The organism is Eubacterium sp. CAG:161 (genome assembly GCF_000432355.1).
Classification (GTDB): Bacteria; Bacillota; Clostridia; order Lachnospirales; family Lachnospiraceae; genus Eubacterium_G; species Eubacterium_G segne.
In genome coordinates, this window is record NZ_HF991874.1 from 249,541 (window position 1) to 274,340 (window position 24,800).

The window sequence follows — 24,800 nt, forward strand, 5'->3', positions numbered from 1 at the left end:
TAATTAAACTTAATACCAATGAAAGTCCATATCCACCTTCACCCATGGTACAGGAGGTTGTAAGAAGTGTTGAAAATAACAGAAACAGGCTTTATCCTGACCCGGAAGCAGCAGTTTTAACTGATGCCATCGCTAAATATTATAATGTTGATTCTAATCAGGTGTTTGTAGGTGTAGGTTCAGATGATGTGATTGGAATGAGCTTTCTTACATTTTTTAATTCAGAAAAGCCTATATTGTTTCCTGACATAACATATTCCTTTTATGATGTGTGGGCAGATTTGTTTAAAATAAAATATGAGATGAAACCGTTGAATGAGAAATTTGAAATTGTAAAAGAAGATTATCTTGTGGAAAACGGTGGTATTATTTTTCCAAATCCCAATGCTCCTACAGCAGTGGAAATGCAGCTGGATGATATAGAATATATTATAAAGAACAATAGGGATTCAGTGGTAATTATAGATGAAGCTTATGCTGATTTTGGAGATGTTTCAGTGCTTGGTCTTGTGAATAAATACGAAAATCTTCTGGTGGTAAGAACCTATTCTAAATCCCGCGCATTAGCAGGAATGCGTATAGGATATGCCATTGGCAGCAGAACTTTAATTAGCGCCCTTAAGGCAGTTAAATTCTCATATAATTCATATACAATGAATTATGTGTCTATTTATGCAGGGGCTGCTGCAATAAATGATGATAAGTATTTTAAGGAAATTGTATCAAAGGTAATAAATACCCGTGAAAAGGCTAAGGATACGCTTAAAAAACTGGGATTTTCCTTTACGGACTCAAAGACTAATTTTCTATTTGCAACTCACAAAAGGGTGCCGGCAGAGGAAATATTTGAGGAATTAAAGAAGAGAAAAATATATGTAAGGTATTTTAATAAGCCAAGGATAAATAATTATTTAAGAATAACTATAGGTACAGATGAGGAGATGGAAAAATTATACGAAGCTCTTAAGGAAATTGTTAAATAAAGGAAATATCTGATATGTTTTCAATCTATGGTAAAGATGTTATTTAGCATTATATGTAAGGGACACATTTAACATAAAAATGTAACAAATTGTTAATTTTATATATAAAAAAATATAAAATTTCTGAGTAGAATAAAATACATAGGAAAGAGATGACAGATGGGATTTATGTCCCATCTGATTTACTATGAAGATTAAATGTCATAGTAGAAAGAATCCTATAGATTTTATGACAGGAGGCGAAATATATGAATATTAGTAAATTTACTCAAAAATCCGTTGAGGCTATACAAAATTGTGAAAAGATAGCCGGAGAATACGGAAATCAGGAAATTGATCAGGAACATTTATTGTTTGCGCTTGTTAGTTTAGAAGACAGTTTGATTATTAAGTTAATAGAAAAGATGGAAATACAGCCGGAGTACTTTAAAAACAGAGTTGAGGATTATATAGCCAAAAGACCTAAAGTACAGGGCGGCAACATGTATATGAGCCAGGCTCTTAATAATGTTTTAATAAGTGCAGAGGATGAAGCAAAGAGAATGGGAGATGAATATGTTTCAGTGGAACATTTATTTCTCACTATGCTTGACAAACCAAATAGGGAAATAAAGGAACTTTTTAAAGAATTTGGTATTACAAGGGAAAAGTTTTTAGGAGTGTTAGAAGAGGTAAGAGGTAATGTAAGAGTTACTTCGGACAATCCGGAGAGTACCTATGATGCACTGTCAAAATACGGTCAGGATTTAGTGGAAAGAGCAAGAAATCAGAAGCTTGATCCTGTTATTGGACGAGACAGTGAAATCAGAAATGTTATAAGAATTTTGTCAAGAAAAACCAAAAACAATCCGGTGCTGATTGGTGAACCCGGTGTTGGTAAAACAGCAGCAGTAGAGGGTTTGGCACAGCGTATTGTAAAAGGTGATGTTCCGGAGGGATTAAAGGATAAGAAGATATTCTCCCTTGACCTTGGTTCATTAGTGGCAGGTGCAAAGTACAGAGGTGAATTTGAGGAAAGGTTAAAGGCTGTACTTGAAGATGTAAAAAACAGCAATGGAGAAATCATTTTATTTATTGATGAACTTCATACTATCGTAGGCGCAGGAAAAACAGACGGGGCAATGGATGCAGGAAATATGCTAAAGCCTATGTTAGCAAGAGGAGAACTTCATTGTATAGGTGCAACTACCTTGGATGAGTATAGACAGTATATTGAAAAGGATAAGGCGTTAGAGAGAAGATTCCAGCCGGTAATGGTAAGTGAGCCATCAGTGGAAGATACAATATCTATCCTAAGAGGTCTTAAGGAAAGATATGAAGTGTTCCATGGAGTTAAAATTCAGGATGGGGCTTTGGTAAGTGCAGCAGTTTTATCAGACAGATATATAACAGACAGATTTCTTCCTGATAAGGCAATAGATTTAGTAGATGAGGCTTGTGCCCTTATTAAAACCGAGATGGATTCCATGCCTACGGAGCTTGATGAATTAAGACGTAAGGTTATGCAGATGGAAATCGAGGAAGCTGCCTTAAAGAAGGAAACGGATAATTTAAGCAAAGAGAGACTGGCGGAATTACAGAAGGAACTTGCTGAAAGCCGTGATGAATTTAATAACAGAAAGGCACAGTGGGAAAATGAGAAAAATTCCGTAAACAGATTGCAGCAGCTTCGTGAACAGGTTGAAAATGTTAAGAAAGAAATTGAGAAGGCACAAAGCGAATATGATTTGAATAAGGCAGCAGAACTTCAATATGGAAAGTTGCCTGAACTTCAAAAACAGCTTGGTGTGGAAGAACAAAATGTAAAGGATAAGGATTTGTCATTAGTAAGGGAAAGTGTTACAGATGAGGAAATTGCCAGAATTATTTCCAGATGGACAGGAATTCCGGTGGCAAAACTTACTGAAACAGAAAAAAATAAAACATTACATCTTGATGAGGCTCTTCATAAGAGGGTTATCGGTCAGGATGAAGCTGTGACGAAGATTACTGAGGCAATAATCAGGTCTAAAGCAGGAATTAAGGATCCCGGAAAACCAATTGGTTCTTTCCTGTTCTTAGGACCTACAGGTGTAGGTAAAACAGAACTGGCAAAGGCATTGGCAGAAAATCTGTTTGATGATGAAAGTAATATGGTAAGAATTGACATGAGTGAGTACATGGAAAAATATAGCGTGTCAAGACTTATAGGAGCACCTCCGGGATATGTAGGATACGATGAAGGTGGTCAGCTGACAGAGGCAGTAAGAAGAAAACCTTATTCGGTAGTGTTATTTGATGAGGTAGAAAAGGCACATCCTGATGTGTTTAATGTGTTACTTCAGGTATTAGATGATGGTCGAATAACTGATTCTCAGGGAAGAACGGTTGACTTTAAGAACACTATACTGATTATGACATCAAACATCGGTTCTTCATATCTGTTAGAGGGAATAGATGATGCCGGAAACATAAAGAAGGAAAATCAGGAATTTGTAATGAACGATTTAAGAAATCATTTCAGACCTGAGTTTCTTAACCGTTTAGACGAAATCGTAATGTTTAAGCCACTTACTAAGGACAATATAGGTGGAATTGTTGATTTGATTGTAGCTAACGTAAATAGGCGTTTAGCAGACAGGGATTTAAAGATTTCACTTACTGATGATGCCAAAAAGTTTGTGGCAGATAACGGATATGATCCGGTTTATGGTGCAAGACCTCTTAAGAGATACCTGCAGAAAAATGTTGAAACAATAGCTGCTAAGGTTATTCTTGAAGGAAACGTTGACATGGGAGATACAATATGCTTTTATGTAGATGGTGACAGGTTAGCTGCTAAGGTAGAAAAGAATAATAAATAAAATGTAAAGCAATGGTTGTCATTGGAAAATAATTAAAAAGTATGTTTAGAATATACAAATAAGATACATTACTTTATTAAATTTAGATTATAGTCAATAAATTTAAGGGCAATGGTATCAAAGTATTTTCTAAACAAATCCAAATGACAACCATTTATTTATGGAGGTAATTATGGATAGAGTATTAGAAACAATTAAAACAAGAAGAAGCATCAGGGCGTACAAGCCTGACATGGTGGAAAAGGAATTAATTGACAAGGTTATTGAAGCAGGAACATATGCTGCTACAGGAAGAGGAAATCAGTCCCCTATTATAATTGCAGTAACTAACAGGGAAGTCAGGGACAAATTATCTAAAATGAATGGAAAGATAATGGGAACAGACACAGATCCTTTTTATGGAGCACCGGTAGTGCTTATTGTTTTGGCAGATAAAACTAAGAATACATATCTTTATGATGGAAGTCTTGTTATGGGAAACATGATGCTTGAAGCTCACAATTTAGGTTTAGGAAGTTGTTGGATTCACAGAGCAAAAGAAGAATTTGAAAGTGAGGAAGGAAAAGAAATCCTTAAATCTCTTGGAATAACAGGAGATTATGAAGGAATAGGTCATTGTGTTTTAGGCTATATTAAGGGAGATGCACCTGAGGCAGCACCTAGAAAAGAAGATTATGTTTACTACATAGACTAATATTTAATACCACTTTTGACTTAATTTGTTCAGTGACAATCCAATGTAATTTAGTAATAATTTTTTACGAAGGAATATAATGAGTGAATTAAGCAAAAGAAAGAGAAGAAGAAAAGTAAGAAAAATAAGGGCAGTGCTTGCCGTTACAGTGTTAACGGCAGGTATATTGCTTTTGGCAGGAATTTTTAAACATTTAAGTGCATCATCTGATGTAGAGATTAAAGAATCACCGGTGGAAAATCATCAGGTGTTAGAAACAACAGAAAAGGAAACTGCTTTACAGATACCATCCTGGATAGATAAGCAGATAATAAAAAAGGATGGAAAGTCCAGAAGGGGCATTAAACTTAAAGAAGTGAAGGATGTTGTAATTCATTATGTAGGAAATTCCGGAACAACAGCTCAGCAAAATCATGATTTTTATGCAGGAGATGACTCAGATGTAAGTTCTCATTTTATTGTGGGATTGGATGGTGAGATAATTCAGTGCATTCCGTTAGATGAACATTCAGAGGCAAGCAATTGGAGAAATAGGGATTCCATTTCCATTGAAGTGTGTCATATGGATGAAACAGGAGAATTTGGCAAAAAAACATATAAATCTCTCGTTAAGCTTGTAGCATGGCTTGAAAGTGTTTATGGTTTAGATGAAGAACATGTAATAAGGCATTATGACATTACGGAGAAAGAGTGTCCTAAATATTTTGTTGATCATGAAGATGAGTGGGAGCTGTTTAAAGAAAAAGTTAGAGATTACAGAATAAAAAAATATACAGGGAATAAGTGAAAATATCGAACATTTTATATAAGGGGTTATAATTAAGTTAAACTACGGATTTGAGGAAAAGTATGGTTAAGAAAAGCAAAAGAAAGAGAAAGTTAAGAAAAGTAAGAATAGTTATGGCTGTTATTATTGTGGCGGCCATAGTTATTATGTCCTGTTTAGTAGTAAAAAGGATTAATCAAAACAGTGAGGCCAAAAAAGTTAAAAATTTGGCGGAAATTAAGATACCGGACTGGATTGATTCTCAAATAATAGATGTGGATGGCGCTTCAAGAAATGGATATAAATTAAAGGGTGTAAAAGACATTGTAGTTCACTATGTAGGAAATCCGGGGACAACAGCTCAGCAAAATCATGATTTCTATGCAGGAAATCAGTCTAATGTAAGTTCTCATTTCGTTGTGGGATTAGATGGGGAAATTATTCAATGTATTCCTATAAATGAATGGTCTGCGGCAAGCAACTGGAGAAATAATGATACAATTTCCATCGAGGTGTGTCATCCTGATGAAACGGGAAAATTTAAAAAGAAAACCTATAGCTCTTTAGTAAAACTTGTGGCATGGTTAGAAAATGTATGTGATATAGATGAAAGCCATGTAATAAGACATTATGATATTACAAAGAAAGAATGCCCGAGATATTTTGTACAGCATGAGGACAAATGGAAAACATTTAAGAAAAACGTAGAAAAGTATAGACTGGCTCATTATTAAAAGACGCAGGTTGCGTCTTTTTTTACAACTAACCACAAAAACTATACATAAATATAAAAAATGATTTGGCAAAACAGTGGTGATAAATTCGATATGATATTATTGACTAATGAAAATAAGCAGTATTTAACAGACGGAATTTATAGTAACTATTCATCAGATTCTGATTCAAAGGTTTTGCCGGTAAATCTGCCTAATGTTATAAATCAGGAGGATTTTACATATAGAGATAGGATTTTTATGGCGAAGCCCAGGGCTTTAGAGAAATGATTCAGGTTTGTGTTACAGTAAAAAATGGGAAAATAAAAAGTATTAATGTTATTAAACTCCAGGATGATGAATTATATTTTAACAAGGCGATATTACTGACAACTAAACATCTTTTGTTACGGTATTAATTGTGTTATGCTTATATACGATAGTTTTTGGACGATTTTTTTGCGGTTTTGCCTGTGCATTTGGAACTTTAGGAGATTTTGTTCGTGAGTTTTATGTGTGGATATGTAAAAAAGTAAAGAGAAAGTCTGTAGGTATAAGTGACAGTATAAATAAAAGATTGTCAGTAATAAAATACTTTATTTTAACAATAATTATTTTATTATGTTTTGCGGGAGTTTATTCTGGAATAAAGGAATGGAGTCCATGGGATGTGTTTTTTATGATTATAGCAGGTAACTTAAAAATATCAGGTTATGTACCGGCATTAATCATTTTATTATTTATAATTGTAGGAATGGCGGTATGTGAGAGGTTTTTTGCAGATTTTTATGTCCTATGAGAGCAGTGTTTTCAATTCTTCCCGTACTGCCGCTTTTTTCTATAAGTAGAAATACAGAGCAGTGCATAAAAGGGTGCAGTGGATGTACAAAGGTATGTCCATCAAAAATTGAACTTCCGGATTTAAAGGAAGATATTCAGCCGGGAGATTGCTTTATGTGCCAAAAATGTATGTATATTTGTCTAAAACAAAATGTTAAATTGGGATTGGTAAAGGGAAACGGAATTACATTTATTATAGTAAGAGGGCTGATTCTAATTTTAATAATGAAATGGGCAGGAATTTAGAAAAAACGGGAGCAGTTTATGAGAAAAAAAGACGTGATTTTAGTGATTGTGGTTCTTTTAATAGCAGGTGTCATGTACGGTGCAATCCATTTTATACAAAAAGGTGAGGCCTCCACTGTAAAAATATCAGTTGATGGCAAAGTTTATGGAAAATATTCCATTAACAAGGACGAGATAATAGATATAAAAACTTCAAAAGGTAGAAATGTAATAAATATTCATAATGGTTGCGTGGAAATGGAAGAGGCGGATTGTCCGGATAAGTATTGTATAAAGCAGGGAAAGATTAAAAATACAGGGCAGACAATTGTATGTCTTCCACATAAAGTAGTTGTTGAGATAATTAAACAGAACATAGTCAATGAAAATAACGATGTGGATGCTGTGGTAAAGTAGAAATAATTAATAATTTAATGGGAGGTCAAGATATGAGCACAAAAAGAATAGCAAATATGTCCATGTTAGTGGCACTTGCCATAATATTTAGCTATATTGAATTTCTTATTCCCATTAATTTAGGAATTCCGGGAATGAAATTAGGATTGGCAAATCTGGTAATTGTTATAGCATTATATATATTAAAAATCAGTGATGTCTGGATTATTTCTATACTTAGAATCCTGATTATGGGATTTATGTTTGGAAGTGGAATGTCAATCATTTATAGCCTTGCAGGAGCAGTGGTTAGTCTCATTGTTATGTCAGTTATTAAAAAAATAGGGGGGTTTAGTATTATCGGAGTAAGCATGGCAGGGGCAGTATGCCATAATATGGGGCAGGTGATGGTGGCAATAATTGTGGTAGAAAATGTTAGTGTTATATATTATGTGCCGGCACTTTTAGTGGCAGGTATAATTACAGGGGCAGTAATAGGCATAGTTTCAAAGAGGGTTTTATCAGTTATAAAAAAATAAACAAATTTTTTACCTAACAAGTTAGATACATTTAACAAAAGGCACAACAATTTACGATGAAGATGGAAACACATATGATGTTTTATATTTGGAAAATGATGATATCGGTGCATATGGTGAGTTTATGCGTGTGGATTTAACAGGCAATTATGGTGGATTAGGTTCATGGAAGATTTTTAAAGCGGAATTTGATGAGGCAAAGGCTGAATTTGCAAATCCACAAAGTCAGGCAACAGTAAATGAAGCAGTTGAACATTTAAAAAAGTTACCCTTGCAAGTAATAAATTAAAGAACAAGAAAAAATTATATGTCAGGTAAAAGCTGTAGGGGCTCAAAATGGCCAAGGTTTGTTAAGGTTAAAATCAAAAAATAACTTTAGTAATTAATTTTTAAAATATATTTCGGATGATTTTCTATTTTATTCTATTTAAGAAAATCATCCGTTTTTGTTGTAATATTGATAACATATTTCCGTCAAATTTATTGAGTATATTTTGTATGAAAATTTACTAACAAATTTATTAGGAGAAAATATGAATCATTTAGATGAACTTGAGGCAGAAGCAATATACATAATGAGAGAAGTGGCAGCAGAATGTGAAAATCCTGTTATGCTTTATTCCATAGGAAAGGATTCGTCAGTAATGCTGCATTTGGCAATGAAAGCTTTTTATCCTGAAAAGCCACCATTTCCTTTTTTGCATGTAAATACTACATGGAAATTTAAGGAAATGATTGAATTTAGAGACCGCAGGGCAAAAGAACTGGGAATTGAAATGATTGAATACATAAATGAGGAAGGTGTTAAGAATAATATTAATCCTTTTGACTATGGTTCATCATACACAGACATAATGAAAACTCAGGCACTAAAGCAGGCTCTCGATAAATATGGGTTTACCGCAGCATTTGGCGGAGGAAGACGTGACGAGGAAAAATCAAGAGCAAAAGAGAGAATTTTTTCTTTTAGGAATAAACAACACGCATGGGATCCAAAAAATCAGAGACCGGAAATGTGGAAGCTTTTCAATACAAGAATTAACAAGGGAGAGAGTATAAGAGTATTTCCTTTATCAAATTGGACGGAAAAGGATATATGGCAGTATATAAAAAGAGAAAATATTCCTATTGTTTCATTATATTTTGCCAAAGAAAGACCGGTTGTTGAAAGAAATGGGCAGTTGATAATGGTTGATGATGACAGAATGAGATTGTTGCCGGGAGAAAAAGTTCAAAATAAAATGGTAAGATTTAGAACGTTAGGATGTTATCCGCTAACCGGAGGCATAGAGTCAAATGCTACGACATTAGATGAAATTATCGAAGAGACAATGGCATCAGTAGAATCCGAAAGAACCAGTAGAATAATAGATTCTGACGGAGGGGCTGCAAGCATGGAAAAAAGAAAAAGAGAAGGATATTTTTAAAATGGAAAGTTTATTGAAATTTATTACTTGCGGAAGTGTTGATGATGGAAAATCAACTTTAATTGGACATATGTTATATGATGCAAAGCTGATTTTTGCAGATCAGAAGAGAGCTTTGGAATTGGACTCTAAAGTCGGATCAAGAGAAGGAAACATAGATTATTCTTTGTTGCTTGACGGATTAATGGCTGAAAGGGAACAGGGAATTACAATAGATGTTGCATACCGTTATTTTGCTACTGAAAACAGAAGCTTTATTGTAGCGGATACTCCGGGACATGAAGAGTATACAAGAAATATGGCTGTTGGAGCTTCATTTGCATCCCTTGCCGTAATTTTGACGGATGCAAGTCAGGGTGTTTTGGTTCAGACAAGAAGACATGCAAGGATATGTTCTTTAATGGGAATAAAACATTTTGTTTTTGCGGTAAATAAAATGGATTTAGTGGATTATGATATTAAAATATTTGAAAAAATCCAAAGAGAAATAAATGGATTAATGTCAGAATTTGATTTTAAAACATTACAAATAATACCGGTATCTGCTACAGAGGGAGATAATATAACAAAGACATCTGACCGAATGCAATGGTATAAAGGCGTCCCATTACTTAAATATCTTGAGGAAGTGGATGTAAAGGAAGACGTTGAGGTTAAAGGATTTTCCATGCCGGTTCAAAGAGTGTGCCGACCAAATCATAATTTTAGGGGATTTCAGGGGCAAATATCATCCGGAAAAATTTGCCGGGGAGATGATATAACTGTTTTGCCAAGTGGCGAAAAGGCAACGGTAAAAGAAATATACGAAGGTGATAAAAAAGTAAATCAAAGCAGTAAAGGCCATGGAGTGACAATTCAGCTGGACTCTGAAATTGATATATCAAGAGGATGTATTATAGAGAAAAATTACAATCTTTTGTGTGGAATGAATTTCTCAATTTGTATATTGTGGATGGACGACAAAAAACTAGTTGAGGGACGGAATTTCCTTATGAAAGTTGGAACAAAATTAGTTCCTGCAACAATTACAAAAATAAATTACAAAATTGATGTTAATACAGGTTCACAAGTATACGCAAAAGCAATCTTTAAGAATGAAATTGCTTTTTGTGAGGTTACGTTAGGGGAAAAAATAGTTGTGGATAAATTCATCAATAATAGGGAATTAGGTTCATTAATACTAATTGACAGAGTATCAAATATGACGTCGGCATGTGGACAAATTGCAGAAATTATCGATAATGAAAAAAATCTGACATGGCATGAAATGGATGTAACAAAGGAGTTAAGGGAACGTCAGTTATCTCAAAAAGCTTTTACGGTATGGATGACAGGACTTTCAGGGTCAGGAAAATCTACCCTTGCTAATGCATTGGAGAAAAGATTATTTACACTGGGAAAACATACAATGCTTCTTGATGGTGACAACATAAGAATGGGACTTAACAAAAATTTAGGATTTAATGAAGGAGACAGAGTGGAAAATATCCGCAGAATAGCTGAGGTTGCCAAATTAATGAATGATGCGGGGCTGATAGTAATTACATCATTTATTTCGCCATATAGTCAGGACAGACAAAGTGCAAAGGAAATAATAGGTGATGATTTTGTGGAAGTCTACGTAAGCACCCCTCTTGATGAATGTGAAAGAAGGGATGTTAAAGGTCTTTACAAAGAGGCAAGAAAGGGGAATATCAGGAGCTTCACGGGAATAAGCAGCCCTTATGAAATACCTGAAACACCGGATGTTGAAATAGACACCAGTGGAAAGAAAATAGAAGATTGTGTGAATACAATTATAGATAAGCTTAAAAAATATATTGAGGAATAATCATGTATTATGAGTAATAAATTACAGCTGTTTACTTCAATGTTAAAAATCGGATGTATTGGATTTGGTGGTGGAAGTGCCATTATTCCCATAATTGAAGACGAGATAGTTGAAACAGGTATAGATACAAAGGAGAATATTGATAAGGATGTTATGGTGGCAAATATAACACCGGGAGCACTTCCGGTAGAAGTTGCTGCTTCAATAGGAAAAAGAGCTGGTGGAAACAAAGGAATGTTTTTATCAGCACTTGCCATGGCGCTTCCGGGAGCACTGGCAGCAATAGCAATTTTTACTATTTTTTCAACTATGAAATTAACAGTATTAAATGTTATTGAACTGGCGTCAGTTGGAGTTTCAATATTTATTTTGTATATGCTAAAAGTTTATATTGGAAATGTATTTAATAAGTGTGCAGGCAATACAAAATGTGAGAGAAAAACCGTTATTTTAATGGCAATATCATTATTTGTTGTTTGTGGCAAAAATTTATATCAGCTTTTAGGAATAAGTAAAACACCGGTATTTTCATTATCTGCCTTTAATGCCTTAATGTTATTTTTCTTTTGCATAATATTCATGGAAAACAACAGACATAAAAATGTGGGTTTCATAGTGATAATGGTTATTATATCAACACTATTTGCTGTTACTCATGGAAAGGGAAATTATATTGATAATAATTATATTATGTATGCTTTGGATGCAATAATGATTATGATTTCTCTGGCAGGAATAGTAGATGATATGAAAAACAGTGGAATGAAGATAAAAATCTATAAGAATTTTTTTAAGGAACTTTATATATGGATTGTATTTTTAGTCATATGTTCTATGCCGGCGTTAATAAATAATGCAAGTATTGTGGAGTTTATTGGCAAAGGAATAATTTCGGCTTTTATGTCTTTTGGTGGAGGGGATGCATATTTAACTATTGCTGATGGGTTATTTGTAGATACAAATATGGTAACGGAAAGTCAGTTTTACGGTCATATAGTATCTGTTGTTAATGTTTTGCCGGGCTCCATATTATGTAAAACCTTATGTGGAGTAGGATACTACCTGGGAATTAACATATCAGGAAGTATTGTGACGGGAGTTTTATTTGCTATAGTTGGTTTTGCATGTAGCATTGCGGCATCATGTGGATTTTATATGACAATATATCATTTGTACAATAATCTAAGTTCACTGAGAATTATAAGTAGAATATCAGAATGTATCCGCCCGATTATAGCGGGATTTCTTATAAATATTTCATTATCATTGTGCAATCAGTCTGTAAGAGTAATGGGAAAGTATCAAATATCCGGAATAAGTACAATAATAATCGTTGTGCTAATGTTTATAATTACATGCTTACTAAAAAGTAAAACAAGGATAAGTAATGCTTTAATATTAGTATTGAATATAGGAATAGTTTTTATTATATGGGCGCTACATTACATATAGGAGGAAACAAATGTCAACAGTATATTTGTGTATAGGAACACCAAAAACAGGAACTACAGCTCTTCAAAGCTTTATGAGAGAAAACGAAAAATTGTTAAATGAGCAGGGGTATGCATTCCCACAGTTAAATATTGGACTTAAGGGAATCTTTCGTGATAGAAATGCACATTTTTTAGTTAATTATATTACTCAGGATAATAATGATGAGCATAAATTAAAGCAGAAGGAGTTAAATGAAAAAGCATATGGGGAATTAGAAAAGTGCGGGAAAAAATTTGAAAATATTATTTTGTCTGATGAACAAATCTGGTACAGATGCAATTATGAGGAAAAATTTTGGGAGAGATTAAAAGAAGATTTTGGAAAAATTGATTGCAAGGTTAAGGTTGTTGTTTATTTAAGACGGCAGGATATGATTGTTCAGTCTTTATGGAATCAGCTTATAAAAATGCACAGACGTAAAATACATACATTTGAAGAAAGTCTGGAAATAAATGATTATGATTATTTTCCGTTAGACTATTTTAAACAATTAAAAAATATTGAGGAACATATAGGAAAAGATAACCTTATTGTAAGAGTTTATGAGAAAAAACAGCTAAAAAATCAGTCATTATATGAAGATTATTTTGATATTATGGGAGTTAAGCTTAATGAAAAATTTACTTATAATCAGGTTGCAGGAAACGTGGGACTTACAGGAAATTATATAGAAATTAAAAGAATTATAAATGGGGTTACTGATTATAGGGAAATGGAGGATTTTTTATGCAGACCTATTATTAATGCCAGCATATATGGAAATAGTATTGAACCACAAAAAAAGGTAAGCTTTTTTTCTTATGATGAGCAGATTGAATTTTTAAATAAATACGAAAAAAGTAACAACCAAGTGGCAAAATATTATTTAAATAAAAATACAGGGCTTTTTGAAGAAGAAATAAAGGAATTTCCAAAGTGGAAAGTGGACAATGAAAAAATGTACCGTGATGTAATAATTTCCATGACAGAAGTTTTTTGCAGACAACAGCAACAGATACAGGATTTACAAAACAAATATAATGAAATTTCAGATATAAGAAAGAAGTTAGATGAAGAGAAAAGAAGGTTAGAATCTGTGTATAACAGTGCCATATTCAGATTATATAGAAAAATAAGATATATGGTAAAAAAACAAAAATAACATTAAAAGAGGGGATGTCATAAAAAGTGAACATCCCCTTTTAAATATTATTAATGGTAAAGCAGTAAATTACTTTTGCTTATAAGTTGCTAAGAAGTCCTTCATGGCATCCATGGAATTTTTTAAATCATCAATGCATGGAAGGTAAACAATTCTAAAGTGGTCAGGTGTTTCCCAGTGGAAACCACCACCATGGGTAATAAGAATTTTCTTTTCCTTAAGCAAATCAAGAGAGAATTGCTCATCGTTTGTGATGTTAAACTTCTTAATGTCTAGTTTAGGGAAAATATAAAATGCAGCCTTAGGTTTGTAGGCTGAAAGCCCCGGAATATCCTGTATCGCATTATATATGTATTCTCTTTGTTCATAAATTCTACCACCTGGTGCTACCATTTCACTGGCATCTTCAAGATTAGCCAAAGCAGTAGGAATAAGGGACTGGGCAGGTACGTTAGAACATAAACGCATAGAAGACAAAAGATTAATTCCTTCTATATAACCCTTAGCCTTAGACTTGTCACCGCAAAGGCACATCCATCCACATCTGTATCCTGCAATAAGATGGGATTTTGATAAACCGTTAAATGAAACAGTAAGTAAATCCGGTGCTAGCGAAGAAAGGGCAACATGCTCTTCCCCATCCATTACCAGACGGTCATATATTTCATCAGCAAACAAAATTAATTCATGCTCTCTTGCAAGTTCAACAATCTGTTGTAAAACTTCCTTAGAATAAAGGGCACCAGTAGGGTTGTTAGGGTTAATAACAACAATTGCCTTGGTTTTGTCTGTGATTTTTCTCTTCATATCCTCAATATCAGGAAACCATTCAGACTGCTCATCGCAAATATAGTGAACCGCAGTTCCCCCTGCTAAAGTAACTGAAGCTGTCCATAAAGGATAATCAGGAGAAGGAACTAAAACTTCATCACCATTATTTAAAAGTCCCTGCATAGACAAGGTTATAAGTTCACTTACACCGTTACCTGTATAAATATCATTTATAGTAACATTAGGCATGTTTTTCTTTTTGCAATATGAAAGAATTGCCTCTCTGGCTGAAAAAAGCCCCTTTGAATCTGAATAACCTTCAGTAAGAGTAAGGTTTTCAGACATTTTATCTATAATTGCCTCTGGCGCTTCAAAGCCAAAAGGAGCAGGATTGCCAATATTTAATTTGATAATTTTTTCACCCTGGGCAATCATTTTGTTAGCCTCGTCCATAACAGGACCTCTGATATCGTAACATACATTGTCAAGCTTTGTTGATTTTTCAAATGTTCTCATTTACTTCACCTCTCAAAAAAAAATACCCTAAGCGAAAACGCTTAGGGCGAATAATCAAATCCGTGTTACCACCTAAATTCAGGATTAAACCTGCACTCAGTCATCACAATCATGATGAATCCCTGTAACGTGGGAAAACGTCAGAAACTAATAAGATAAAATCTGTTCGTAACTGCTGCTTAGGAACTGCTTCAAAACAAACCGTGTAAGAATTTTCACCAGCCATTCTCTCTCTGAAACCGTGAATGAGTTTACTATTTTCCGTCACTGCATTTAAATATTAACAAAAACAATCATATCCCCATAAGAAATAAAAGTCAATGCTAAATTTAACAATGCAATATTTTTATTCTTTATTTTGTGCTATAATTAGTCGTGGCTAACGAATTGCCATAATTAATAATATGAGAAAAGTATGTAATTATGAATTTAAAAATAGAAGAGTTAAACTATCTCCTTACAACTAAAAATGAAGAAGTAACAGACAATCTTAAGAAAAAAGCAAGGGGAATAGCAGATGATATATTTGGTAAAAAAATATATACAAGAGGGCTTATTGAATTTACTAACTACTGTAAAAACAATTGCTATTATTGTGGAATAAGAAGGGAAAATAAAGGTGCTATCAGATATCGTCTTGACAGGAAGGAAATAATTAACTGTTGTGATAATGGGTATCAATTAGGGTTTAGAACTTTTGTGCTACAGGGAGGAGAGGATGCCTATTATACTGATGATGAGGTTTGTGCAATAGTGTCTTCAATAAAGGAAAAATATCCGGATTGTGCAGTAACATTGTCCATAGGAGAAAAGAAAAAAGCAAGTTATTTAGCGTTTTTTAATGCCGGTGCAGACAGATATCTTTTAAGACATGAAACAGCAGACAAAAAGCATTATGAAAGATTGCATCCAGATGATATGTCTTTTGAAAACAGAAAGAGATGTTTGTATGATTTAAAGGAAATAGGATATCAGACAGGGTGCGGCTTTATGGCAGGTTCGCCTTATCAGACAATGGAATCCATATATAAGGATTTACGGTTTATTGAGGATTTACAGCCGGAAATGGTGGGAATCGGGCCTTTTATTCCACATAAAGACACGGAATTTAAAAATTATAGGGCAGGTTCTCTTGAAATGACCCTTAGACTTTTAAGTATTATAAGAATTATGAAGCCTGATGTGCTGCTTCCTGCAACTACAGCATTAGGAACCATTCATCCCATGGGTAGAGAAATGGGAATATTAGCAGGAGCTAATGTGGTAATGCCTAATTTGTCTCCTGTAAATGTAAGAAAAAAATATGCTTTATATGATAACAAAATCTGTACAGGAGAAGAGGCGGCAGAGTGCCGGGGATGCCTTGATGGAAGAATAAAAAGCATAGGATATAACATAGTCACTGACAGAGGAGATTATGTTCCAATTAAAAATAAGAAAGTGTGACATAAATGTATAACGTAAAATCATTAAATGCAGATGAGTTTATTTCAGATGAAGAAATAAGGGAAACATTAAAATATGCTGATGAAAATAAAAATAATATTAAATTAATTAATGAAATTTTAGGGAAAGCATCAAAAAAGAAAGGATTAAATCATAGAGAGGCATCTGTTCTTTTAGCCTGTGACATACCTGAAAAGGTACAGGAAATGTATAAGCTGGCAAATGAAATAAAGCAGGATTATTACGGAAACAGAATAGTTTTATTTGCTCCACTGTATTTATCAAATTATTGTGTAAACGGGTGTGTTTACTGCCCCTATCATATGAAAAATAAGCATATTGCCAGAAAAAAACTGACTCAGGAGGAAATAGTCAAGGAAGTTACCGCATTGCAGGATATGGGACATAAAAGACTTGCCATTGAGGCAGGAGAAGACCCGGTTAATAATCCTATTGAATATATATTAGAGTGTATTAAAACCATATATGGAATTAAACATAAAAATGGGGCAATACGTCGCGTAAATGTAAATATTGCAGCTACCACGGTAGAAAATTACAGAAAATTAAAAGAAGCAGAAATCGGAACATATATTTTGTTTCAGGAAACTTATCACAAGAAAAGCTATGAACAGCTGCATCCTACAGGCCCAAAGCATAATTATAATTACCATACCGAGGCAATGGACAGGGCAATGGAAGGTGGAATTGATGATGTGGGTCTGGGAGTTTTGTTTGGACTGGAAATGTACCGCTATGAGTTTGCAGGTCTGCTAATGCATGCAGAACACTTAGAGGCAGTGTTTGGTGTGGGGCCTCATACCATTAGTGTTCCAAGAATAAAAAGAGCTGATGATATTGATCCGGATGTATTTGATAATGGAATAAGTGATGATATTTTTGCCAAAATATGTGCTTTAATAAGAATATCAGTTCCTTATACGGGAATGATTATTTCCACAAGGGAAAGTAAGAAGGTAAGAGAAATGGTACTGCCTCTTGGAGTATCACAAATCAGCGGAGGTTCAAGAACCAGCGTAGGGGGCTATGATAAGCCTGAAATTAAAGAGGAGCTCATCACAGAACAGTTTGATGTAAGTGATACAAGAAGTCTTGATGAAGTAGTAAACTGGCTTATAAAGTTAGGATATATTCCAAGCTTTTGTACCGCCTGCTACAGGGAGGGACGAACAGGAGACAGATTTATGGCATTGTGTAAAAATATGCAGATACTAAACTGTTGTCATCCTAATGCCCTTATGACTTTAAAGGAATACCTTGAGGATTACGCTAAAGATGATACAAGAGAATTGGGAATGAAGCTTATAGAAGAGGAATTAAAGAATATTCCTAACGAAAAGGTAAGACAAATTGCTTATAATCATATTCACGATATAGAGGATGGCAAAAGAGATTTCAGATTTTAAGGAATTAATGGAGGAAAAATGACTTTAAACAGTACACCGTCAGCTAACAGGATTCACATAGGAGTTTTTGGACGAACCAATTCAGGAAAGTCATCATTTATTAATGCATTTTCAGGGCAGAATGTATCTATAACGGCAAATGTAGCAGGAACAACTACTGATCCGATTTACAAACCAATGGAAATTAATCCCATTGGTCCCTGTGTCATAATAGATACTGCCGGTCTTGATGATAAAAGTGAATTAGGAAAAAGGAGAATAGAAAAAACAAAATTAGCAGCTGAAAAGTCAGATGTTGCCATAATAGTTATTTCTTCGGAAATTAATGATTTTGACAGTTTAAATGATGGTGAGTTCAAGTGGTATAACTATTTTAGGAAAAAAGATACACCGGTAATATTTGTTATAAATAAAATTGATTTAAATGAAAATACCGGAAATTTAAAGGAATATATAACACATAAAATAAAGGATTGCCTAATTATTGAACTGTCTGCAAAAACAAAGGAAGGAATGGACGATTTTAAAAAATCCTTAGTCAGTCTTAGTTTAGAAGAAGAAAGAACCATTACGGGAAATCTGGTAAAAAAGGGAGATATGGTTTTGCTTGTTATGCCTCAGGATATTCAGGCACCTAAAGGAAGACTTATTTTACCTCAGGTTCAGACCATAAGGGAACTTTTAGACAAAAAATGTAAGGTTTTAAGCGTTACTACAGACCAGTATGTGGAAGCACTTGATATGCTAAAAGAGGTGCCGAAAATTATAATTACTGATTCACAGGTTTTTGATTATGTGTATGAAAATAAGCCAAAAGAAAGTCTTCTTACTTCATTTTCGGTTTTATTTGCAGCCCTTAAGGGAGATATTAATTACTATTTGGAAAGTGTAAGGTGTATAGACAAGCTGACTGAAAATTCCAAGGTGCTTATAGCGGAATGTTGCAGTCATGCACCTTTAGAAGAAGATATAGGAAGGGAAAAAATACCTAAAATGCTTAAAAAACGCGTAGGAGATAATCTTACTATAGACATTGTAAGTGGAAATGATTTCCCTGAAAATTTGAAAGATTACGATTTGATAATTCAATGTGGTGCCTGTATGTTCAATAGAAAATATGTTATGTCAAGAGTAGAAAGTGCCATAAGTCAGGGAGTACCTATGACAAATTACGGTGTAACTATTGCCTATATAAAAGGAATACTGGAAAAAATAGAAGTTTAGTTATATCTTGAAACATTTATGGGAAATGTTATAATTTTATAAAAACATTGGGAGATGATTATAATGAAGCATAATGAAGATAAAACAAATGTTATGAGATTATTAGACCAGAAAAAAATTAAGTATAAAATGCACAATTATGCAGATACAGAGGCAATTAGCGGAACAGAGGTAGCTAATGCTTTAGGACAGAATCCTGAAATGGTATTTAAAACTTTAGTTACCGTGGGAAAGACAAACAATCACTATGTTTTTTTAGTTCCGGTGGAAAAAGAATTAGATTTGAAAAAAGCAGCCAAATGTGTAGGGGAAAAGAAAATAGACATGATAAAGTCAAAGGAACTTTTAGGACTTACAGGTTATATTCATGGTGGATGCTCTCCTATTGGAATGAAAAAGTTTTTCAGAACAACAATTGATGAAACAGCAGGGAATTTTGATACAATAATGTTTAGTGGTGGAAAAATAGGATATCAGGTAGAAACTTCCATTGAAGAATTAAAAAAGATAATTAAGTTTGAATTAGCAGATATAACCACAGATAATAAATAAAAGGAATTATTTTACAGTGCATACATATAATGTATAGATTAAATAGGAATGTTTAAGTCTATGTTGATAAAAATGCAGGTTAATACTCAGGATAAGGGAGAATTACAGGTAAACATTGTAGATAGTGAAAATGCTCCAATAAAGGATGCAAGAGTTATTATCAGAAAACCACGTATTTTGCCGGAGCAGCCAATTAATTCCGGAGACATGATAGAGGAATTAAATACGGATATTTCAGGGCAGACACAGGTGGTGGATTTAGATGCCCCTCCTCTTGAATACAGTCTAAATGAGAATAACGAGGAAATGCCTTACGCAAATTACGATGTGGAAATTGATGCGCCGGGATATGAAGTGGAAAGTGTGGAAAATGTGGAAATTCTACCAAGGTCTTTGGCAATTCAAAATGTGAAATTAAGGAAAACTCAGGAAGAAAATATTAATATACCTCCCCATACCCTTTATTACGAATATCCTCCAAAGATTCCTGAGGATGAAATAAAGGATGTAGGGGAACCGGGAGAAATCGTATTGAGTCGTGTAGTAATACCGGAGTATGTTGTGGTTCACGATGGCGTGCCATCCTCTAATGCAAAGGATTATTATGTAACATATAAAGATTACATTAAAAATGTGGCATCCTCTGAAATATATGCCACATGGCCTGAGGCAACCTTAGAGGCAAACATTCTGGCAATTATGTCTTTTACATTAAATCGTGTATACACAGAGTGGTACAGAAATAAGGGAAAAGACTTTACAATTACATCTTCTACGGCGTATGATCAGAAATGGATTAACGGAAGAAATATTTTTGAATCCATAAGCCGTGTAGTTGATAATATATTTGATCAGTATTTATCATTGCCTGATGTAAGGCAGCCAATCCTTACCCAGTATTGTGATGGTAAAAGGGTAAAATGTCCTAACTGGTTAAGTCAGTGGGGTTCCTGTAATTTAGGGGAACAGGGGTATTCCACCTTGGAAATAATCAGAAATTACTACGGAGATGAAATGTATATTAATACTGCTGAACAAATATCAGGAATACCGGCATCCTGGCCGGGATATGATTTAACTATAGGAGCCAGTGGACAGAAAGTAAGACAGCTTCAGGAACAGCTAGATACAATTGCCCAGGTATATACAGCCATACCACGTTTAGTGGCAGATGGAGTGTATGGAGAAAATACTCAGGCATCAGTAAGGGCTTTTCAGAAGATATTTGATTTGCCTCAGACAGGAGTAACGGATTTTGCCACATGGTATAAGATTTCACAAATATATGTGGGAATAACCAGAATTGCAGAAGGAATTCCAAGAGGATAAATCATAAAATGTCATAAATTTTAAGGAAACACTATGTTGTACGATAAAGATATAAGGGAACCCCTTTTTGATTTTTTAGATGATATTTATTTAACAAACAGAATAATTGAAGAAAAGCAAATGGGACGCTCAAGGGCAGACGTTGTTATGGTTACCCCTTTGGCAATTTACGGTATAGAAATAAAAAGCGATGCAGATACTTACGCAAGGCTGAAACGTCAGGTTAGGGATTATGACAACTTTTATGATTATAATTATGTGGTGGTGGGAACAAGCCACGCATATCATATACAGGAGCATGTCCCTGATTACTGGGGAATAATTACTGTGGAACAAAGTGAAGGTGTTTGTGACTTTTATGTAAAAAGAAAACCGTCAAAGAATCCTAAGGTTAAGTGGAAGAAAAAACTTAGTATTCTTTGGAGACCGGAGCTTGCAAACATACAAAATATAAATAACCTGCCTAAATACAGGCAGAAAAGTAAGGATTTTGTTGTAAACAAAATAATGGAAAAGGTGCCGGAGGATATTTTGCAAATTCAGTTTTGTGAAGAATTAATGGAACGGGATTACAATGAAATTGGAGAAATAATTAAGGAATATAAAAAACAAAAAAAGCAGTAGTGCTGGTATTGAAACACTACTGCTTTAAGTTTATAAGCTATTAAACCTGTGCTGTTTTTACAGATTCAAACTCTTCTACAATTTCCCTTTCAGGAGCAGGAGTAAGAAGACTTACAACTACAATGAATATACATGCTACCATAAAGGCAGGTAATAATTCGTAGATATCTAAAGCTCCACCTAAAGGACGTACAACATATTTCCATAGGAAAATCATAATACCCCCTGATAGCATACCGGCAATGGCACCATACTTGTTTGAACGTTTCCAGAATAATGCAAACAGCATTACAGGTCCGAAGGTAGCACCAAATCCTGCCCATGCGAAAGATACAATCTGGAATACATTACTTTTAGGATTAGATGCCAGGAATATGGCAATTATTGAAATAACAATAACAGTTGCTCTGGCTACAACTACTTTTTTCTTTTCAGAAAGTTTAATTCCAAATACCCCGTCTAACATATTTTCAGTAACACTAGATGAAGCAGCTAAAAGCTGTGAGTCTGATGTGGACATGGTTGATGCAAGAATACCTGCAAGAATAATTCCGGCTACAATGGCGAAAATAAAACCGTGTTTACTTATAACAGTTGAAATCTGAACAATAATTGTTTCTGAGTCAAATGAACCATATGCGCCTAAAATTCTTTCAGTTGACATACTAAATCCGATAATGCCGATTAAAATAGCAGCAGCCATGGAAATAACTACCCATGTGCTGGCAATACGTCTTGATAATTTAACATTTTCAGGATCATCAATAGCCATAAATCTTAATAAAATATGTGGCATGCCAAAATATCCAAGCCCCCATGCCAATGTAGAAATAATAGTAATAATACCATACTGATTAGCTGAATTAGTAGCTGCATTGTAGCTTGAATTAAAGCTGAAATATCCCGGTAAATCCTTTGCATTGGCAATAACCTGATCCATTCCACCAACGGAATCAATACCGTAAAATACAACAATTGCCAAAGCAACAGTCATAATAATACTTTGTATAAAGTCTGTGGTACTTGCTGCAAGGAATCCACCAAGGGATGTGTAAGCAATAATAACAATGGCACTGATAATCATAGCTGTCATGTAATTAATTCCAAATAATGAATTAAATAATTTTCCACAGGCTGCAAATCCTGATGCAGTATAAGGAACAAAGAATATAATGATTATCATTGCTGAAACACATTTAAGAACTTTTTTATCACGATATCTGTTAGCAAAGAAATCAGGGATTGTTATTGAGTTGTTACAAATAACTGTGTATTTTCTAAGTCTTTTTGCAACAATAAGCCAGTTGACATATGTACCAAGGGCAAGACCTGCAATAGTCCAGAAAGTATCACATACACCGGTAAGATATGCAAGTCCCGGAAGTCCCATAAGAAGGTAACTGCTCATATCTGATGCTTCAGCACTCATAGCCGTAACAAAAGGTCCAAGCTTTCTTCCACCTAAATAAAAGTCGTGGGTTGTGTTTGACTTTTTAGAAAAATAAAAACCGATAACCAGCATTGCTCCCATGTATACAATGATGGAAATCAGAATTCCAATTTGTGAAGTTGTCATAATTTTTATCTCCTCTGTAATTTTATTAAAATAGAACTAAGCACTATTTTATAGGAAATAATTGTATAAGGCAAGTGTAAATAATCTTTTTTTCCTTATTAATAATATATGAAAAGCATATTTAAAAGATAAATGGGAATAATAATAACAAATTGGAAAGAGTAAGAAAAATAAGGAGAAAAACATATGGGGCAGGTAATTGGAAAACAAAGTGTACTTTTTGAAAATCCACCTTATCTTATAGAAGGGGCATCAATTGTGGGACAAAAAGAGGGGGAAGGACCTCTTGGAAAATGTTTTGATGTGGTAGAACAGGATCCAATGCTTGGAATGGAAACATGGGAAGAGGCAGAAAGCCTTTTGCAAAAAGAAGCAATTCAGAAGGTGCTACTTAAGTCTAATATGACTAAGGATGATATAAGATATATTTTTGCCGGAGATTTATTAGGGCAGCTTATAGCTACCACATTTGGAATATTGGAGTTTGAAATTCCTTTTTTCGGATTATATGGTGCGTGTTCTACCATAGGAGAGGCTTTAAGCATTGCAGCCATAACGGTGGAGGGAGGCAATGCAGACAATGTTATTGCTGTGGCCTCCAGCCATTTCGCCAGTGCCGAGAGACAGTTCAGATTTCCTTTGGCATATGGTAACCAACGACCATATGCTGCCACATGGACAGTGACAGGTTGTGGGGCAGTTGTTGTGGGCAAGCAAAAAGGATTTGCAAAAATTACCGGAATAACTACAGGTAAAATAGTGGATTACGGCGTTAAGGATGCACAAAATATGGGAGCATGTATGGCACCGGCAGCTGCTGAGGTAATTTATCAGCATTTTAAGGATTTTAATTCCACTCCGGGAGATTACGATAAAATAATTACGGGAGACTTAGGGATAGTAGGAAAAACAATATTGTTTGATTTGTTAATGGAAAAAGGATATGATATTTCAAAAGTTCATATGGACTGTGGAATAGAAATGTTTGATGCAGGAACTCAGGATACCCATGCAGGAGGAAGCGGATGTGGATGTGCAGCCACGGTTCTTACAGGATATATCTTTAAGCAGCTTAAAAAGAAAGCCTTTAAGAAAATTTTATTTATTCCTACAGGAGCGTTAATGTCACCTGTAAGTTTTAATGAGGGAAACAGTGTTCCGGGAATTGCACATTGTGTTATGATAGAGGTTTAAAGGGGGAGAAAGATGATTTTTATAAAAAGTTTTGTGGTAGGTGGAATAATATGTGCCATAGTGCAGGTTATTATTAATAAGACAAAACTTACACCGGGAAGAATTATGGTAGGATTGGTCTGCCTTGGAGTAATATTAGGAGCCATAGGGCTTTATCAGCCTTTTGCCGACTGGGCAGGTTGTGGGGCGACAGTTCCCCTGTTAGGATTTGGCAATAATTTGTGGAAGGGAATGAAGGAAGCCATAGGA

24 protein-coding genes, 1 pseudogene and 1 other annotated feature are annotated in these 24,800 nt (G+C 34.4%); of the genes and pseudogenes, 23 read left to right on the forward strand and 2 right to left on the reverse strand.

From position 1 onward, the window contains the following. The 15 genes and pseudogenes from hisC to Q5O30_RS11270 form a co-directional block, all read left to right on the forward strand. Positions 1–983, forward strand: a 983-nt coding sequence (gene hisC / locus Q5O30_RS11200) for a histidinol-phosphate transaminase (RefSeq protein WP_302674710.1), incomplete at its 5' end; no start/stop codon positions are given. A gap of 248 nt (positions 984–1,231) precedes the next feature. Next, entirely contained in the window at positions 1,232–3,826 is a 2,595-nt protein-coding gene (clpB, locus tag Q5O30_RS11205) for an ATP-dependent chaperone ClpB (RefSeq protein ID WP_021953835.1), read from the forward strand. A 172-nt stretch (positions 3,827–3,998) separates the two neighbouring features. After that, positions 3,999–4,520: a nitroreductase gene (locus tag Q5O30_RS11210; RefSeq protein WP_021953836.1), complete on the forward strand. Its 522-nt coding sequence runs from the start codon at positions 3,999–4,001 to the stop codon at positions 4,518–4,520. Between the two features lie 79 nt (positions 4,521–4,599). Then, positions 4,600–5,307, forward strand: a complete 708-nt coding sequence (locus tag Q5O30_RS11215; RefSeq protein WP_021953837.1) for an N-acetylmuramoyl-L-alanine amidase family protein — start codon at positions 4,600–4,602, stop codon at positions 5,305–5,307. A gap of 62 nt (positions 5,308–5,369) precedes the next feature. Continuing rightward, positions 5,370–6,020: an N-acetylmuramoyl-L-alanine amidase family protein gene (locus Q5O30_RS11220; RefSeq protein WP_021953838.1), complete on the forward strand. Its 651-nt coding sequence runs from the start codon at positions 5,370–5,372 to the stop codon at positions 6,018–6,020. 60 nt (positions 6,021–6,080) lie between these two features. Beyond that, positions 6,081–6,290 carry a hypothetical protein gene (locus tag Q5O30_RS11225; protein WP_021953839.1) on the forward strand — a complete coding sequence of 70 codons (210 nt, stop codon included), beginning with the start codon at positions 6,081–6,083 and terminating at the stop codon, positions 6,288–6,290. A gap of 124 nt (positions 6,291–6,414) precedes the next feature. Next, a pseudogene (locus Q5O30_RS11230) lies at positions 6,415–6,798 on the forward strand (4Fe-4S binding protein); the annotation flags it as partial. Next, complete coding sequence (locus Q5O30_RS11235) at positions 6,795–7,085, forward strand: 4Fe-4S dicluster domain-containing protein (RefSeq protein ID WP_021953842.1); 291 nt, start codon at positions 6,795–6,797, stop codon at positions 7,083–7,085. The pseudogene Q5O30_RS11230 and the gene Q5O30_RS11235, both read left to right, overlap by 4 nt. Before the next feature lie 18 nt (positions 7,086–7,103). After that, positions 7,104–7,481, forward strand: coding sequence for a NusG domain II-containing protein (locus Q5O30_RS11240; RefSeq protein WP_021953843.1), 378 nt, complete (start codon positions 7,104–7,106; stop codon positions 7,479–7,481). Positions 7,482–7,513: 32 nt separating this feature from the next. Then, positions 7,514–7,999 (forward strand): Gx transporter family protein, encoded by a 486-nt coding sequence (locus tag Q5O30_RS11245; RefSeq protein ID WP_021953844.1) that lies wholly within the window; start codon positions 7,514–7,516, stop codon positions 7,997–7,999. A gap of 88 nt (positions 8,000–8,087) precedes the next feature. Beyond that, complete coding sequence (locus Q5O30_RS11250; RefSeq protein WP_021953845.1) at positions 8,088–8,288, forward strand: LPXTG-motif cell wall anchor domain protein; 201 nt, start codon at positions 8,088–8,090, stop codon at positions 8,286–8,288. 244 nt (positions 8,289–8,532) lie between these two features. Then, positions 8,533–9,426, forward strand: a complete 894-nt coding sequence (gene cysD / locus Q5O30_RS11255; protein WP_021953846.1) for a sulfate adenylyltransferase subunit CysD — start codon at positions 8,533–8,535, stop codon at positions 9,424–9,426. A 1-nt stretch (position 9,427) separates the two neighbouring features. Beyond that, on the forward strand, positions 9,428–11,257 hold the full coding sequence (gene cysC, locus Q5O30_RS11260; RefSeq protein ID WP_021953847.1) for an adenylyl-sulfate kinase: 1,830 nt from the start codon (positions 9,428–9,430) through the stop codon (positions 11,255–11,257). Positions 11,258–11,266: 9 nt separating this feature from the next. Beyond that, a complete protein-coding gene (locus Q5O30_RS11265; RefSeq protein WP_021953848.1) occupies positions 11,267–12,709 on the forward strand; it encodes a chromate transporter in 1,443 nt (480 codons plus the stop codon). 10 nt (positions 12,710–12,719) lie between these two features. Beyond that, positions 12,720–13,892 (forward strand): hypothetical protein, encoded by a 1,173-nt coding sequence (locus Q5O30_RS11270; protein WP_021953849.1) that lies wholly within the window; start codon positions 12,720–12,722, stop codon positions 13,890–13,892. 69 nt (positions 13,893–13,961) lie between these two features. Here the strand turns inward: Q5O30_RS11270 and Q5O30_RS11275 are convergent, their stop codons facing one another. Further along, on the reverse strand, positions 13,962–15,179 hold the full coding sequence (locus tag Q5O30_RS11275) for an aminotransferase class I/II-fold pyridoxal phosphate-dependent enzyme (RefSeq protein WP_021953850.1): 1,218 nt from the start codon (positions 15,177–15,179) through the stop codon (positions 13,962–13,964). A 39-nt stretch (positions 15,180–15,218) separates the two neighbouring features. Further along, positions 15,219–15,456, reverse strand: a binding site (T-box leader). A 146-nt stretch (positions 15,457–15,602) separates the two neighbouring features. On the opposite strand from Q5O30_RS11275, the gene hydE reads away from it, so the two are divergent. The 6 genes from hydE to Q5O30_RS11305 all read left to right on the forward strand — a co-directional run bounded on the left by hydE (position 15,603) and on the right by Q5O30_RS11305 (position 21,781). Further along, positions 15,603–16,625, forward strand: a complete 1,023-nt coding sequence (hydE, locus tag Q5O30_RS11280; RefSeq protein WP_021953851.1) for a [FeFe] hydrogenase H-cluster radical SAM maturase HydE — start codon at positions 15,603–15,605, stop codon at positions 16,623–16,625. 5 nt (positions 16,626–16,630) lie between these two features. Continuing rightward, a complete protein-coding gene (gene hydG / locus Q5O30_RS11285; RefSeq protein WP_021953852.1) occupies positions 16,631–18,052 on the forward strand; it encodes a [FeFe] hydrogenase H-cluster radical SAM maturase HydG in 1,422 nt (473 codons plus the stop codon). An 18-nt stretch (positions 18,053–18,070) separates the two neighbouring features. After that, a complete protein-coding gene (gene hydF / locus Q5O30_RS11290) occupies positions 18,071–19,276 on the forward strand; it encodes a [FeFe] hydrogenase H-cluster maturation GTPase HydF (RefSeq protein WP_021953853.1) in 1,206 nt (401 codons plus the stop codon). 63 nt (positions 19,277–19,339) lie between these two features. After that, entirely contained in the window at positions 19,340–19,828 is a 489-nt protein-coding gene (gene ybaK, locus Q5O30_RS11295) for a Cys-tRNA(Pro) deacylase (protein ID WP_021953854.1), read from the forward strand. Positions 19,829–19,888: 60 nt separating this feature from the next. Beyond that, the gene (locus Q5O30_RS11300; protein WP_021953855.1) at positions 19,889–21,157 is read left to right on the forward strand and encodes a peptidoglycan-binding protein; all 1,269 of its coding nucleotides are present in this window, start codon (positions 19,889–19,891) and stop codon (positions 21,155–21,157) included. Positions 21,158–21,190: 33 nt separating this feature from the next. Next, complete coding sequence (locus Q5O30_RS11305; protein WP_021953856.1) at positions 21,191–21,781, forward strand: sce7726 family protein; 591 nt, start codon at positions 21,191–21,193, stop codon at positions 21,779–21,781. Between the two features lie 40 nt (positions 21,782–21,821). On the opposite strand, the gene putP is transcribed toward Q5O30_RS11305, so the two are convergent. Next, a complete protein-coding gene (putP, locus tag Q5O30_RS11310; protein WP_021953857.1) occupies positions 21,822–23,357 on the reverse strand; it encodes a sodium/proline symporter PutP in 1,536 nt (511 codons plus the stop codon). A 186-nt stretch (positions 23,358–23,543) separates the two neighbouring features. Here putP and spoVAD point away from each other — a divergent pair, with 186 nt between their 5' ends. Together spoVAD and Q5O30_RS11320 are read left to right on the forward strand one after the other, a co-directional pair. Next, entirely contained in the window at positions 23,544–24,551 is a 1,008-nt protein-coding gene (gene spoVAD, locus Q5O30_RS11315; protein ID WP_021953858.1) for a stage V sporulation protein AD, read from the forward strand. Between the two features lie 12 nt (positions 24,552–24,563). Beyond that, positions 24,564–24,800, forward strand: a 237-nt coding sequence (locus tag Q5O30_RS11320; protein ID WP_302674711.1) for a SpoVA/SpoVAEb family sporulation membrane protein, incomplete at its 3' end; no start/stop codon positions are given.